This is a genomic window from Roseovarius sp. ZX-A-9, assembly GCF_028369135.1.
GTDB lineage: Bacteria > Pseudomonadota > Alphaproteobacteria > Rhodobacterales > Rhodobacteraceae > Roseovarius.
In genome coordinates, this window is the sequence record NZ_JAPWHW010000002.1 from 231,548 (window position 1) to 245,555 (window position 14,008).

The 14,008-nt window shown below is 62.6% G+C and carries 13 protein-coding genes; 4 read left to right on the forward strand and 9 right to left on the reverse strand.

Annotated elements, in window-relative coordinates; translation table 11 throughout:
* Positions 1-48: 48 nt before the first annotated feature.
* Positions 49-1,896 carry a cation:proton antiporter gene (locus tag O3306_RS03550; RefSeq protein WP_272003402.1) on the reverse strand — a complete coding sequence of 616 codons (1,848 nt, stop codon included), beginning with the start codon at positions 1,894-1,896 and terminating at the stop codon, positions 49-51.
* Between the two features lie 6 nt (positions 1,897-1,902).
* Positions 1,903-3,081 carry a deoxyguanosinetriphosphate triphosphohydrolase gene (locus O3306_RS03555; protein WP_272003405.1) on the reverse strand — a complete coding sequence of 393 codons (1,179 nt, stop codon included), beginning with the start codon at positions 3,079-3,081 and terminating at the stop codon, positions 1,903-1,905.
* Positions 3,082-3,183: 102 nt separating this feature from the next.
* Here O3306_RS03555 and O3306_RS03560 point away from each other — a divergent pair, with 102 nt between their 5' ends.
* On the forward strand, positions 3,184-3,507 hold the full coding sequence (locus O3306_RS03560) for a HesB/IscA family protein (protein WP_272003409.1): 324 nt from the start codon (positions 3,184-3,186) through the stop codon (positions 3,505-3,507).
* A 72-nt stretch (positions 3,508-3,579) separates the two neighbouring features.
* On the opposite strand, the gene O3306_RS03565 is transcribed toward O3306_RS03560, so the two are convergent.
* The 3 genes from O3306_RS03565 to O3306_RS03575 form a co-directional block, all read right to left on the reverse strand.
* Positions 3,580-4,509, reverse strand: coding sequence for a DMT family transporter (locus O3306_RS03565; protein WP_272003411.1), 930 nt, complete (start codon positions 4,507-4,509; stop codon positions 3,580-3,582).
* Positions 4,506-5,582, reverse strand: a complete 1,077-nt coding sequence (locus tag O3306_RS03570; protein ID WP_272003413.1) for a DUF6902 family protein — start codon at positions 5,580-5,582, stop codon at positions 4,506-4,508. Before O3306_RS03570 ends, O3306_RS03565 begins: the two co-directional genes overlap by 4 nt.
* 62 nt (positions 5,583-5,644) lie before the next feature.
* A complete protein-coding gene (locus O3306_RS03575; RefSeq protein ID WP_272003415.1) occupies positions 5,645-6,112 on the reverse strand; it encodes a DUF6749 family protein in 468 nt (155 codons plus the stop codon).
* A 409-nt stretch (positions 6,113-6,521) separates the two neighbouring features.
* On the opposite strand from O3306_RS03575, the gene xth reads away from it, so the two are divergent.
* The 3 genes from xth (at position 6,522) to eno (ending at position 9,572) form a co-directional block, all read left to right on the forward strand.
* Positions 6,522-7,304, forward strand: a complete 783-nt coding sequence (gene xth / locus O3306_RS03580; RefSeq protein WP_272003418.1) for an exodeoxyribonuclease III — start codon at positions 6,522-6,524, stop codon at positions 7,302-7,304.
* Between the two features lie 21 nt (positions 7,305-7,325).
* Positions 7,326-8,222 (forward strand): DMT family transporter, encoded by an 897-nt coding sequence (locus tag O3306_RS03585; RefSeq protein WP_272003420.1) that lies wholly within the window; start codon positions 7,326-7,328, stop codon positions 8,220-8,222.
* A gap of 72 nt (positions 8,223-8,294) precedes the next feature.
* Positions 8,295-9,572: a phosphopyruvate hydratase gene (eno, locus tag O3306_RS03590; RefSeq protein ID WP_272003423.1), complete on the forward strand. Its 1,278-nt coding sequence runs from the start codon at positions 8,295-8,297 to the stop codon at positions 9,570-9,572.
* Between the two features lie 116 nt (positions 9,573-9,688).
* Here eno and O3306_RS03595 read toward each other — a convergent pair whose 3' ends face one another.
* The 4 genes from O3306_RS03595 to zwf form a co-directional block, all read right to left on the reverse strand.
* Positions 9,689-9,964 carry a glycine zipper 2TM domain-containing protein gene (locus tag O3306_RS03595; protein WP_272003425.1) on the reverse strand — a complete coding sequence of 92 codons (276 nt, stop codon included), beginning with the start codon at positions 9,962-9,964 and terminating at the stop codon, positions 9,689-9,691.
* A gap of 206 nt (positions 9,965-10,170) precedes the next feature.
* Positions 10,171-11,772 (reverse strand): glucose-6-phosphate isomerase, encoded by a 1,602-nt coding sequence (gene pgi / locus O3306_RS03600; protein ID WP_272003428.1) that lies wholly within the window; start codon positions 11,770-11,772, stop codon positions 10,171-10,173.
* A complete protein-coding gene (pgl, locus tag O3306_RS03605) occupies positions 11,762-12,457 on the reverse strand; it encodes a 6-phosphogluconolactonase (RefSeq protein WP_272003430.1) in 696 nt (231 codons plus the stop codon). Before pgl ends, pgi begins: the two co-directional genes overlap by 11 nt.
* Complete coding sequence (gene zwf / locus O3306_RS03610; protein ID WP_272003432.1) at positions 12,454-13,908, reverse strand: glucose-6-phosphate dehydrogenase; 1,455 nt, start codon at positions 13,906-13,908, stop codon at positions 12,454-12,456. Before zwf ends, pgl begins: the two co-directional genes overlap by 4 nt.
* Positions 13,909-14,008 lie beyond the last annotated feature (100 nt).

A 14,008-nucleotide genomic window follows, 5' to 3' on the forward strand; every position in this document is an offset into this window, starting at 1 on the left:
GCCGCGCCGGGTATATGTCGAGATGCTTTAACAGCCCCGCGCGCTGCGTCAATCAGATGCGGTGCCTTTGTCAGAGTCGTTGACACCGCTCTTGCGCGGCGGCGACAGCGCAATCAGCAGCTTGCCCGGCGTGGCGCGCAGTTCCGCGTCCGCCGCCAGCAGCCGCAATTCACGTCCCGGAACCATCTCTGCCAGCGGAACAGAGTCCGGATTGTCGGCCTGCCAGTTTTCCAGTCCGTATTCCTCCGTGAGCAGCGTCGCGCGCACCGACCAGCCATCCGCCATGCGCTGCGCGAGCTCCAGATAACGCAACCCGCCGCAGAACACCCGCCCGCCCAGCGTGGCGGGCAGTGCATGCCGCTGGCTGTCCTGCTTGGCCCGCTTGAGCTGGAACACGTTTTCGCGTCCGAATTCCGGCGCCAGGTCAGTGGCGACGAGCGTGTTGAAAGCATCATTGTCCGACACGGCCACGATCCGGCCAAAACTGATGAATTCGACACCGTGTTCGGCACCGTTCGACAGGATATCGCCGACATAGATCGGCAGCCCGGCCTCGCGCGCGCTGCGCAGCCGGGCGCGGTTCGGATCGGTCAGGAGGATCGGCACATCCTGTTCCTTCAGGGCCTTGGCAAAGGAGGTCGCGAATTGCGACCCGCCCGCAAAGATCACCCCCTGAACCTGCCCCCCGGCAAGCCCGAGCGACCGCGCTATGGGCCGCAACGAGAAGCCGTGCAACACCACCGTCGCCGCCACCAGCGCGAAGGCCAGCGGCGTCAGGATCGCTGCATCTTCGATCCCGGCAGCAAAGAGCCGCTCGGAGAAGAGCCCGGCCACCGCCACCAGCACCACGCCGCGCGGCCCGGTCAACGCCACGAGCAGTCGCTCGCGCATCGGCACATTGCTGAACGCCAGCGAGATCATCACCGTCAGTGGGCGCACCACCAGGATCACCGCCAGGACGAACAGCACGGTATTCCAGCCAAGCATCGACAACCGTTCCAGATTCATCGACGCGGCCAACAGGACGAACACGCCCGATACCAGCAGGATCGTTGCATGCTCCTTGAACCGACGCAGCTCGGCATAGCTGGGCAGACCCGCATTGGCGATGTAAAATCCCATGATCGTCACGGTCAGCAGCCCGCTTTCGTGCAGCACGTAATCCGACAACGCAAAGGCCAGCAGCAGCACCGCAAAAAGCACCGGCACCTTCATGTACTCCGGCACCCGACCCCGCCGGAACCCTTCGGCGATCAGCCAACCAGCCGCCAGCCCCAGTGCGCTGGCCGTCCCGATCCCGATGACCATGTCCCAGAGCGCATCGGAAAAGGTGTTCGCGGCCGCAGTCACCAGCACCACTTCGAAGGCCAGAACCGCTGCCAGCGCGCCAATCGGATCGTTGACGATCGCCTCCCATTGCAGCAACTGCGCGGGGCGCTTGGACAGCCGCGCCTGCCGCAACAGCGGCGCGATCACTGTCGGACCGGTCACGATCATGATCCCGCCGAACACTGCTGAACTGGCCCAGCCGAGCCCCGCAACGAAATGCAGCGCCAACGCCGACAGCAACCAGCCCACCGGCGCGCCGATCAGCACCAGCCGCCGCACCCCCACCGCCGCCTCGCGCAGCGAATGAAGGTTCAGCGTCATGCCGCCCTCGAACAGGATGATCGCCACGGCAACACTGATCATAGGTCCCATCAACGGGCCGATGTCACGCTCGGGGACAAATATCCCCAGCCCCGGCCCGATCACCAGCCCGGCAATCAGCATCAGCACGATGGCGGGCATGCGCAGCTTCCACGCCAGCCATTGTGCCCCGACGCCCGTCACCCCCACGAGCGCGAAAGCCATGACCGCCGGGATCGCATCGTTCGCCGCTGCATCGATTGCCATGTTTCGTTATCCCCCCCAGGAGCCAGTGTCGCCCGGCCCGTCCAGGTGGCGGGCGTGCTGCAACAGCGCAAACCGGTCGGTCATGCCGGCGATGTAGTCACTTACCAGACGCGCCAACGCCTGAGTTGTTCCAGCGGCGGCGACATCGGCCTGCCAGCGTCGCGGCAGATAATCGGGATGCTCCATGTAGAAGGGAAAGAGATCGTGAACCACCTTTGTCACCTGCGCGCGCTTTTCCATGACTGACGGAGCGCGGTACATACGCGTAAAAAGAAACTCCCGGATTTGGCGCAGATCGCGCCAGAGCGTGTCCGAGAACAGGATCACCGGCCGCCCCAGTTGACGCACCGCGTCGGTATCTGCCGGATCGGCCTCTTTGATAGCGCTGCGCGAGGTTTCGATCACGTCAGCGACCATGACGCCAAAAACCCGCCGCAGCGCCTCGTGCCGTCGCCGGTAGGGATCAAGCCGCGGATAAAGGCGGTCAACCTCGGCGTAGCAATCGCCGATGATCGGCAGTGCCGCCATCTCTTCTTCGGTGAACAGACCCGCGCGCAGCCCATCATGCAGATCGTGGTTGTTATAGGCGATATCGTCCGAGAGCGCGGCCACCTGCGCCTCGGCGCTGGCATGGGTGTGCAGTTCAAGGTCGTGGCGGGCGTTGTAGTCGGCCAGCGCATAGGGCAGCTCCGCGCCCGGTTCGGCAACCACGGGTCCGTTATGCTTGGCAATACCTTCCAGCGTGTCCCAGGTCAGGTTCAGCCCGTCGAACTCGGCATAATGACGCTCCAGCGCGGTCACGATGCGGATCGCCTGCGCGTTGTGATCAAACCCGCCATAAGGCTCCATCAGCGCATGCAACGCGTCTTCGCCGGTATGTCCGAACGGCGTGTGTCCCAGATCATGGGCCAGCGCCACGGCTTCGGTCAATTCGGGATTCAGCCCCAACGCGCCGGTGATCGTGCGCGCCACCTGCGCCACCTCGATGGAATGCGTCAGGCGGGTGCGATAATAATCGCCTTCATGTTCGACAAAGACCTGCGTCTTGTGCTTGAGCCGCCGAAAGGCGCTGGAATGGATGATACGGTCACGATCCCGTTGAAAGCAGGAGCGGTAGAGGCTCTCTTCCTCATTCATCAACCGCCCGCGCGAAGATCCGGGGCTGGCCGCAATACGCGCCATCATATCTGCTGGTCCTTGTCGCCTGTTCCCGTCACACATATATTGCATTCGTCAGAGCAGCGAAACCGCTGCCATGATTTATCGTCCGCGTATCAGGAGACAACGATGAACCTGCCCCCCACCGTTACAGACCGTGCATTCGAACGGCTCAGCGAGATCGGCGCAGGCGATCAGGGTCAGGCCCTGCGCGTCGCCGTCGAAGGCGGCGGCTGCTCGGGCTTTCAGTACGAGATCAAGCTGGACACGCCTGCCGAGGACGACCTGGTGCTCGAAGGGTTAGGCCAGAAAGTGGTCGTGGACAGCATATCGCTGCCATTCCTTGCCGGGGCCACGATCGATTTCACCGAAGAACTGATCGGCGCGCGTTTCGTGATCGACAACCCCAATGCCAGCAGTTCATGCGGCTGTGGGACGTCCTTCTCGATGTAGCCTTGGGCGACGGTTACGCCGCGCCGGGCAACGTCCGCTGGCGCAAGCTCTCGCGCCAGTCAGACACCACACCTACTCTGCCGGATAAATCCGCTCTTTTCTGAGCAGCCGGATTGGCCGGACGCCATGCATGGCGACCGCCTGATCCCGGATCAACCAGACCCCGGCCGTGATCACCACTGCAGCCCCGAGATAGACGAAGCCGCTCGTCACTTCGCCGAATACTGCGGCACCCAGCACCACCATCCACACGAACTGCAAGTTCATCAGCGGCGTGATCACATAGGCGGGCATGGCCTTGAACGCAGCGACCAACACCCAGCGTGCAAAAAACAGGACCGTGCCATAGACCAGCGCCCAACCAAAATCGGCGGCAGGCATGCTCTGATAGACGAAGGGCAGCACAGCGAGGCTGGCCAGCATCAGGCCGAAATTGGGGTAGAACACCTGCGGCAACAGATTGTCGTCCCGCACCCCGATATAGCGCGAAGCCATCATCGACACGGTGCCCAGCGACACTGCCGCCAAGGCCACCAGATGGCCCATCGTGACCGTCGCGAATCCGCCGGGGAAGAGGCACAACAGCCCGACAAATCCCAGCATCAACGCCGCCCAGGCCTGCGGTCGGACCGCCTCTCCCAGCACCGGCCCTGACAGGAGCGCGGTAAAGAGCGGGATCATCGCGATGAACAGGAACACCTCGGCAAAGGGAAGCAGGCGGAAGGCATAGAAGAACGCCATTGCCCCAAAAATGGTCGCAGCAACACGCAGCGCCATCGCGCGCGGGCACTTGGTACGCATCGTGCGCGGCGTCGCGCCGCGCCGGTTCATCAGCAGGCTCAACCCGGCCACCACCGCACCTGACAGCGCAAAGAGCTGCGGCGCGGCATAGGAGGCGGCGAACATCTTGGTGATCGCATCCGCCCCCGAAATGAGAAAGGTATAGACCGCTGTCAGGACCACACCCGCCAGAACCGGCCCCCCGAGCCGAAGAGCGTTCATGCCCGCACCTCGCGCAGGTTCACCCGGGCAAAGCCCGCAAAGAATTGACCAAAGCGGTCGCTTGCCGCCTCTGCCGCGACCAGTGCGGCGTGGGCCTCGTGCGAAAGCCGCGCCGAAACCGGATCGCGCATCGCCTCCCAGTCACCCGACCGGGTGCGGCCCATCGAGTAGATGCATTCGGACAACTCGCGCAGTGGGCCGGAACGTGGCCGGGTCCTGCGAAAGCAAACGCGCCCTTCGGGTACTTGTGCGGCAAACCCGCCCTGCCCCGACTGGGCCATGAACCAGTTCAGCATCAGGTATTCGTGGTAATCGTCACCCAGCGGTGCCGCCGGATCGGAGGTCAGGGTGAAGCAGCGCACCTGTTGCGTCAGCCAGATTTCCCACACATCGGGCGGGGTCTGGCCCGCATGGCGCAATGCGATGCAGATCTCGGCCAGCAGATCGACGTTGAAATCCAGAAACGCCAACGTGCCCGCAAAGATCAGGCTATCTATCGCCTCCTCGGGCAATTCCGGATCGCGGCGGCCGTACTCGGACAGGTAGAAGACGATATGGGTCAGCTCGTAAGCGGCCTTCTTGTTCGGCATCGCAAAGGTATCCGAGCGAGAGGCAAATTCGCGCAACCGGTCACTCAGCCCTGCATCCCCGATCAGCGGATCAACCCCGCGCCGCGCGCACAGGCGGCGTGCCTCGCCGCGTTGCAGGTCCGACAATTCGGCCTGGGCCAACCCCTCGCGGGCCACCCAATCGGCCAGACGCTGACCTTTTCCGCCCGCGCCCACCAGATCCTCCAGATCGAGGCATATCGACAGCAGGAAGCGGTAGTACTGCGGAAAGAACTCCATCCGGCGTTCGATATCATCGTAAAACGCAGCGTAGACTTCCAGATCCCCGGGCGCAGGTCGCGCGCCCGTGCATTCCAGAATGTTCAGCGCCTCGGCATTCTCCTTGAGCCAGAACACATCGTCGCCGCTGCGCCGGTGATTGGCAAAGGATCGTAGCAAGGCCGCCTGTCGCGCAGCCTTGCTACGTTGCTGGAACGGGGCATTGAGCGGGACGACGTTTTCCATATTGGTCTTTCCTTCCTGCTGTTGGGCCTGCCTTCGGGCAGCCGCCCCGTTCAGTTGCGTGATCAAAGGCTCGACGTGAACATCTCGACCGCGTCGCCGTCTTCTGCGCTCACATCGCTGCTCGGGCTCAGCGAAGAGGTGAATGCGCCAACCGCTTCACCACTTGCCGTTGCCAGCGAAGAGGTGAACAGGCTGACCGCGTCGCCGGTTGCCACATTGCTTTCGGCGCGAGGTGCCAGCGAAGAGGTGAACATTTCCACGGCATCGCCGGCCTGGCTTTCGGTTGTGGCCGAAGGGCTGAGCGAGGATGTGAACATCTCGGTTGCGTCCCCTGTACCGGCATAGGCGTGCGCCGCAGGTGCCAGCGAAGACGTGAACATTTCAATCGCATCACCAAGCCCGGCATCGGCGCCCATCACGGGTCCCAGCGAAGAGGTGAATGCCTCGACAGCCGAGCCATCATGCAGGCTGGCAGTTTGTTCCAGGTTCGTCAGTTCAGCGTTAAATACTTCTTTAAGTTGTGCAGTCATTTTCAATCTCCCCAGATTGTAGTTGCAGACAGCGAGACGATTACACGTTTAAATTGCATTGCCAAGAGCAATTTGAGGCCCTCACCTGGAGGGAATCGAAACATCCCGTCACCAAATACCGTTACAAATATGTTTTTATTGTGTTTTTTGAATTTCAATCACTGAGCGAGATCCGGCCAGATACATCCTGAGCGATCTCTAAAAGTCGAAAAATTGGCACCATTTACTACTATTGGTTGCGCGCCACACAGCCCCATCGGGCGGAATTGCCGCGCAGAATGCTCGAATCGATCTTCGCCGTGGCCGACTCACCGCCGCCACAGACGCGATTCACATCGCCCATCCTCCGCACAGCTTGCCCTTGCCCGGCCCATGCGCGATAGAGAAAGGGCTGCAGAGAGGGGCCCCCATGAAAATCGCGAGCTTCAACATCAACGGTATCAAGGCCCGCATTCAGGCCCTGCCCGACTGGCTCGATGAGGCCGACGCCGATGTGGTCGTCCTGCAAGAGATCAAATCGGTCGACGAGGCGTTCCCGCGCGATATCTTCGAGGATCGCGGCTATTCCGTCGAAACCCACGGCCAGAAAGGCTTTAACGGGGTCGCCATCCTGTCCAGACTGCCTTTGGAAGACATCACGCGCGGCCTGCCCGGTGACGACAGCGATGAACAGGCCCGCTGGATCGAGGCGACGGTGATGGGCGACAAAAGCCCGGTCCGAGTCTGCGGTCTGTACCTGCCCAACGGCAATCCCGCACCGGGACCGAAATACGATTACAAACTGGCCTGGATGGAGCGCCTGCACGCCCGCGCGCAGCATCTACTCACGCTCGAAGAGCCATTCCTGATGGCCGGAGACTACAATGTAATCCCACAAGACGAAGATGCCAAACGCCCCGAAGCCTGGAGCAAGGACGCGCTTGCCCTGCCACAAAGCCGCGCCGCGTTCCGTCGGATCGTCAACCTTGGGTTTACCGATGCTTTCCGCGCCCGCACCCAAGGCCCCGGCCATTACACGTTCTGGGACTACCAGGCCGGCGCGTGGAACCGCGATGATGGCATTCGCATCGACCATTTCCTGCTCAGTCCGCAATGTGCGGACCTGCTGACCGACTGCCAGATAGACAAGGAAATCCGCGCCCGCGAAAAGCCATCGGATCACGTGCCGATCTGGGTCACACTGGACGCCTGACACCCCTGAAAGGGCAATCCCATGGATAACCTGCGCGGCAGTGCATTGATGGTTCTGGCAATGGCCGGGTTCGCGCTGGAAGACTACTTTGTCAAACAGCTCTCGCTCGTCCTGCCTGTCGGCCAGATTCTGATGATGCTCGGCACGTCAGGCTGCCTTGTCTTCGCCGTGTTGACCAAAATGCAGCGCGGCCGGTTGTTCAGCGGAGTCCTGCTGACGCGCGCCGTGATGCTGCGCAACGCGGGCGAGATCATCGCCGCCATCAGCTACGTGACCGCACTGGCGCTGGCGGATCTGTCGACGGTGTCGGCGATCCTTCAGGCGACGCCGCTGGCGGTCACCGTGGGGGCCGCGCTCTTCATGGGGGCGCAAGTGGGCTGGCGGCGCTGGTCAGCCATTCTGGTCGGCATGCTGGGCGTAATGATGATCGTGCGCCCCGGCATGGATGCATTCGAGGCGTCGTCGATCTTTGCCATCGTGTCGGTCGTCGGTCTCGCCATTCGCGACCTTGCAACGCGCGCCATTCCCTCCAGCGTGTCTTCGATGCAGTTGTCCTGCTACGCTTTCGGCACCATGGTTCCGACCGGCGCGATACTGCTGATGTTTCAGGGCGACGTGTCGCCGCTGGAACCGGTCAGCTGGGCTTACCTCTTTGGCGCGATGGTGTTCGGCGTCATAGGCTATTACTTCATCGTCGGGGCCATGCGCGTCGGAGAAGTCGCCGCCGTAACCCCATTTCGGTATACGCGCCTGATCTTTGCGCTGATTCTCGGCATGACATTGCTGGGCGAGCGCCCCGATCTCTGGACGCTGATCGGCGCGGCGGTCATCATCGCTTCGGGGCTTTACACACTGGTGCGCGAACAAAGGCTGGCAAGCCGCGCCTACCGGCAAGCCAAGCCCAAGGGGCCACTGTAATCGAGCCAATTCCATTTCCCGCGGCGCTTTGTTAAATCGACGCAAACCTATTTCATCTGCAAGGAACCACACATGAGCAGCATCATCGACATTCACGCACGCGAGATACTGGACAGTCGCGGCAATCCCACGGTCGAGGTCGATGTGATCCTCGAAGACAGCACGATGGGCCGGGCCGCTGTGCCCTCGGGCGCATCTACCGGCGCGCATGAGGCGGTCGAGCGGCGCGATGGCGACGCCGCGCGCTATCTGGGCAAGGGCGTGCTGGAGGCCGTAGCCGCCGTCAACGGCGAGATCGCCGATGCGCTGGTCGGGATGGACGCGACGGAACAGGTTGGCGTTGACCTGAGCATGATCGAGTTGGACGGCACCCCGAACAAGGGAAGACTGGGCGCGAACGCGATCCTCGGCGTCAGCCTGGCCGTGGCAAAGGCCGCCGCCGAATTCACCGCCCAGCCGCTCTATCGCTATGTCGGCGGCACCTCTGCGCGCCTGTTGCCCGTGCCGATGATGAACATCATCAATGGCGGCGAGCACGCTGATAATCCCATCGATATTCAGGAATTCATGATCATGCCGGTCAGCGCGGACAATATCCGCGACGCGGTGCGCATGGGCGCCGAAGTGTTCCACACGCTGAAAAAGGAACTGACAGCAGCGGGCCTCAGCACCGGTATCGGCGACGAAGGCGGCTTTGCGCCCAACATCGCATCGACCAGGGAAGCGCTCGACTTCGTCCTGCGCAGCATCGAAAAGGCCGGATACAAGCCGGGCGAGGATATCTACCTCGCCTTGGATTGCGCGGCGACGGAATACTACAAGGACGGCAAGTATGTCCTTTCGGGCGAAGGAAAATCGCTGACATCAGATGAAAACGTCGCCTATCTGCAATCGCTCGCTGCCGACTATCCGATCATCTCGATCGAAGACGGCATGGCAGAGGATGACTGGGACGGCTGGATCGCCCTGACGCAGGCAATCGGCGACAAGGTGCAACTGGTCGGTGACGACCTCTTTGTCACCAACCCCGCGCGCCTGGCCGAAGGGATCGCCAACGGCGCGGCCAATTCGATGCTGGTCAAGGTCAACCAGATCGGCACCCTGACCGAGACATTGCGGGCCGTCGACATGGCGCACCGGGCGCGGATGACCAACGTCATGTCGCACCGGTCGGGCGAAACCGAGGATGCGACCATCGCAGACCTCGCCGTGGCCACGAACTGCGGCCAGATCAAGACCGGCAGCCTCGCGCGCTCGGATCGGCTGGCAAAGTACAATCAACTGATCCGGATCGAGGAACTGCTGGGTGAGACGGCAGAATATGCCGGGCGGAGTATCCTGCGGGGCTGACGACCGGCCCGCACGCTACCGCGTTCCTCCTCGGACAGACGCGAAACGGAAACAGGCGCGACCCTATGGGTCGCGCCTGAATTGTTTCTTCTCTACTCGCTGATTGCGGGCAAAGCTTACGGGCAAGGTGCCTCGTAATAGGTGCCGTCGCCACGGGCGTAGGCACAGACCTTGGCCTGCTGGTTTTGCGCGACGACAGTACCTGCGGCGGCCCCGGCGAGCGCCGAAATCACGCGCCAGTTACTGTTGGCGCCCAGCGCCTCGGCTGTGATCAGCCCGGCAGCAGCGCCGCCCGCCACACCGGCGACAGTACGTTGTTCGGAAGTCATCGTATCGCAGGCCGAAAGGCCCAGCATGGCGACGGCGGCGGCTGCATATGTCCAATATTTCATCTATTGATCCCTTTTCCTTAGGATGCGTTGATCGGCGGTCCGGGAAGCCCGTCCGCGTCACTTGCTATATATGTGCTCTACGCCTCGGACCGCGCTCCGGTTCCGAAAAATGTTTGCGTCGGGCACCCCATCGGCACGTTTCCGCGCAATCCTCGCCTGCGCGGTGAAGGGGCGGCGCGATTGCTCCGGGTTCTGAGAGCAGGCCGCTATGTATTGGATTGCACGAATTTCACCAGTTGCCGGGTCGATCCGTCCTTGTCCTTATCCCCGGCCTGTCCTTCGAGAACGGGCTGCAAGGCCTTGGCCAGTTCCTTGCCCAACTCGACACCCCATTGATCAAAAGAGTTGATCCCAAGAATGACGCCCTCGACGAACACGCGGTGCTCGTAGAGCGCGATGATCTGCCCCAGTCGCCGCGGGCTGAGCCGGTCATAGATCAGCGTGGTGGATGGCCGGTTCCCCACAAAGACACGGTGCCGCGCCTGCCTCTCCAACTCGTCCCCATCAAACCCTGCCGCCTGCATCAGCGCGCGCGCGGCCTCCAGGTTGCGGCCACGCATCAACGCCTCGGACTGTGCCAGACAGTTGGCCACCAACAGCGTATGTTGATGCGCCAGATCCGGTTCATGCCCGGTTGCGGCGACGATGAATTCGCATGGCACGACTTGCGTGCCCTGATGGATCAGCTGATAGAATGCGTGCTGCCCGTTGGTGCCGGGCTCGCCCCAGACCACCGGCCCGCTGGGATAAAATAGCGCGGTGCCATCCATCGCCACGCTCTTGCCGTTCGATTCCATCTCCAACTGTTGCAGATAGGCGGGCAGCCGCGCCAACCGTTGATCATAGGGCAGCACCGCGCGCGTCGGATACCCGCAGATCTGATGATGCCAGAGACCCACCAGCGCCAGTTGAACCGGCATGTTCTGCGCCAGTGGCGCGCTTTGGAAATGACGGTCCATCTCCTCGGCCCCGCGTAGGAGCGCCTCGAAATTCTCCGGCCCGATGGCCAGCATCAGCGACAGGCCAATCGGCCCCCAGACCGAGTATCGCCCGCCAACCCAATCCTCGAAGCCAAAGACCCGTTCGGGCGGAATACCGAATTCGGCGGTCTTGTCCTGTGCCGACGACAGCGCGACGAACTGCGCTGCGGGTGCGGCCACGCCACCCGCCATCCAGTCAAAGGCCGTGCGGGCGTTTGTCATCGTCTCGATAGTGGTAAAAGTCTTGGAGGCAATGATCACCAGCGTGCGCCCCGGATCGAGCCCCGCCAGCGCATCCGCGATGTCGGCGCCATCCACGTTCGCCACAAAATGGCAGCGCGGCCCATCATGATATGGCCCCAGCGCCAGCGTGGCCATTTCGGGGCCCAGATGCGACCCACCGATGCCGATATTGACGACATCGGTGATCGTCCCGCCTGCCCCTCTGAACGTCCCGTCGCGCAGATCTGCCGCAAAGCGCTGCATGCGCGCCAGCGTCTCGCGCACGCACGGCATCACATCGGCGCCGTCCACATTGACCGGGCCGCCCGAAAGGTTACGCAATGCAGTGTGCAGCACCGGGCGCCCCTCGGTCTCGTTGATCGCGGCACCGTCAAACATCGCGTCCCGCCGGGCCACCACACCGCGCGCCTCGGCCAAGGCGATCAGGGCCGCCTGCACCTCGGCATCAATCTGCGTCTTGGAATAATCGAAGAGCAGCCCATCGGCGTCGATCGAATATTCGCCCGCGCGCTTGTCATCCTCGAAAAGGTCGATGATTTTTCGCGAGATACGCGCATTGTACAGCGCCTTTAGTCTAGTCCACATGCGCTTCCTCCGCGAGTGGCGCCCAATGCACGAGTAAATCGTCCATCACCGCCGCCACGGGCGCCACCTCGGGCGATTGCCCGCGCGCCCGTTCCAGCGCTGCCTTCTTGGCCTCGCCCGTAATCACCAGATGCTTGGCCATGGCATCGTTCAGCACTCGCGCCGACAAGGTGATACGCGGCTCCGGCTCGCCTTTCACATGCATCGGCACCAGCGTCGGCGCGTTCGGCCCCAGCGCAAGCGACAGGTTGTCGGCGCGCGGAAACAGCGAGGCGGTATGCATGTCGGCCCCCATCCCCAGAAGCAGCACGGATATCGGCAGGCCGGGCGTGATCGCCTCAGTCAGTTCGGCGGCCGCCTCTTCGGGCGTCCGGTCGCGGGCGTACATCGGCAGCAGCCGCGCCGCCGCGGCCTCGTCCACCAGCAGCCGTTCGCGGATCAGTCGCGCGTTTGAACGGATATGCGCCTCTGGCCGCCAACGTTCGTCGCTCGGCAGCACATCTACCCTCTCCCATTCCAGCCGCGCGCCACACAGATCGTCAAAGATCGGCCCCGGCGTCCCGCCTCCAGGCACGACCAGCAGCACGCGGTCGCGCTGTCGCAGTGCCGCGCGCAACTCGCTCGCCATCATGTCGGCGAGCGCCATCGCCATCATTTCGCTATCTGCATACTCTATGAGTTTCATGCCTTGATCTCCCGCCAACGCCGTCCATCCTTGTGCATCAGCCGCAGCGCGTCATCCGGCCCCGAACTGCCCGACGCATATGGGATCAGCGCGCTGTCCGGATCCTGCCAGGACGCGATGATCGGGTCGACCCAGGCCCAGGCCGCCTCGACCTCGTCACCGCGCATGAACAGGGTCTGATCGCCACGCACCACATCCATGATCAGCCGCTCGTATGCATCCGGAAAATCGCTGCTTTCCGGCCCCAGCGCCTCGGCAAAGCTCATGTCGAGCGGCACATCGACCAGACGCATCCCGCCCGGCCCCGGTTCCTTGATCGTCACGCCCAGCTCGATCCCCTCGTTGGGTTGCAGCCGGATCGTCAGGATATTGCGATGCCGCCCGGCAGCCGCGCCGAAAATCGAATGCGGCGCATCCTTGAAGACGACCGCGATCTCGCTCGCTCGCGCTTTCAGACGCTTGCCGGTGCGCATGTAGAATGGCGTACCGGCCCAGCGCCAGTTGCTGATGCGGGCCTTGATCGCGACAAAGCTTTCGGTGCGGCTTTCACGATCCTCGACCTGATCGCGGTAGCCGGGCAGCTCTCCATTGCCCTCATACTGGCCGCGCACCACGTCCTCTGCCCCCACAGGGTCCAGTGCACGGATGACCTTAAGCTTCTCGTCGCGCACCGCGGCAGGATCGAATTTTGCCGGCGGTTCCATCGCGATGAGGCACAACAGTTGCATCAGGTGGTTCTGCATCATGTCCCGCATCGCGCCGGATTTGTCGTAATAGCCGCCGCGCGTGCCGACCCCCACCGATTCGGCCACGGTGATCTGGATATGATCGACATACTGCGCATTCCACAGCGGCTCGAACAGGGTGTTGCCGAACCGGATCGCCATCAGGTTCTGCACGGTCTCCTTTCCCAGGTAATGATCGATCCGATATATCTGACTTTCATCGAAATGCTGCGCCAGCCCCTTGTTCAGGGTTTGCGCCGATGTCAGATCGCGACCAAAGGGTTTTTCCACCACGATCCGGCTCTCGGGGCCGGCGATACCGTGACGGTGGAGCCGTTCTGCCAGATCGCCAAACAATCCCGGCCCGACGGAGAAATAGAACGCCTGCACCATCCCTGCGCGCATCGTGCCTTTCAGCGCCTGCCAACCGGTGTCACCGCGGGCATCCAGCGTAATATAGCTCAATTGCTTGAGAAACCCGTCCAGATGATCTGCCGCGCATGCCTCGTTATCGTCGAATTCAACGATCGCCTCGCGGGCAAAGGCGCGGTAGGCATCACTGTCCATCTCGGCGCGCGCCGCGCCCACGATGCGCGCATCAGTGCCCATCTGCCCGGCGCAGAAGCGCCGAAACAGCGCGGGCAAAATCTTGCGCCGGGCCAGATCGCCGGTGCCACCGAAGATCACCAGATCGAATGGTTCCACAGGTATGACGCGCGACGCCATGGCAAGACCTCCCTTTGCAATTCTGCAAGAGTAACAGCCACCACAGCGTTCACAACTCTGTCAAATCCCGATCGGCGGCTTTTCTTGCAACAAAGGACCG

Excerpts from the sequence above, each read along its gene's own strand:
- O3306_RS03550 (WP_272003402.1), bottom strand. The coding sequence starts at position 1,896 with ATGGCAATCGATGCAGCGGCGAACGATGCGATCCCGGCGGTCATGGCT.
- O3306_RS03555 (WP_272003405.1), bottom strand. The coding sequence starts at position 3,081 with ATGATGGCGCGTATTGCGGCCAGCCCCGGATCTTCGCGCGGGCGGTTG.
- O3306_RS03560 (WP_272003409.1), top strand. The coding sequence starts at position 3,184 with ATGAACCTGCCCCCCACCGTTACAGACCGTGCATTCGAACGGCTCAGC.
- O3306_RS03565 (WP_272003411.1), bottom strand. The coding sequence starts at position 4,509 with ATGAACGCTCTTCGGCTCGGGGGGCCGGTTCTGGCGGGTGTGGTCCTG.
- O3306_RS03570 (WP_272003413.1), bottom strand. The coding sequence starts at position 5,582 with ATGGAAAACGTCGTCCCGCTCAATGCCCCGTTCCAGCAACGTAGCAAG.
- O3306_RS03575 (WP_272003415.1), bottom strand. The coding sequence starts at position 6,112 with ATGACTGCACAACTTAAAGAAGTATTTAACGCTGAACTGACGAACCTG.
- xth (WP_272003418.1), top strand. The coding sequence starts at position 6,522 with ATGAAAATCGCGAGCTTCAACATCAACGGTATCAAGGCCCGCATTCAG.
- O3306_RS03585 (WP_272003420.1), top strand. The coding sequence starts at position 7,326 with ATGGATAACCTGCGCGGCAGTGCATTGATGGTTCTGGCAATGGCCGGG.
- eno (WP_272003423.1), top strand. The coding sequence starts at position 8,295 with ATGAGCAGCATCATCGACATTCACGCACGCGAGATACTGGACAGTCGC.
- O3306_RS03595 (WP_272003425.1), bottom strand. The coding sequence starts at position 9,964 with ATGAAATATTGGACATATGCAGCCGCCGCCGTCGCCATGCTGGGCCTT.
- pgi (WP_272003428.1), bottom strand. The coding sequence starts at position 11,772 with ATGTGGACTAGACTAAAGGCGCTGTACAATGCGCGTATCTCGCGAAAA.
- pgl (WP_272003430.1), bottom strand. The coding sequence starts at position 12,457 with ATGAAACTCATAGAGTATGCAGATAGCGAAATGATGGCGATGGCGCTC.
- zwf (WP_272003432.1), bottom strand. The coding sequence starts at position 13,908 with ATGGCGTCGCGCGTCATACCTGTGGAACCATTCGATCTGGTGATCTTC.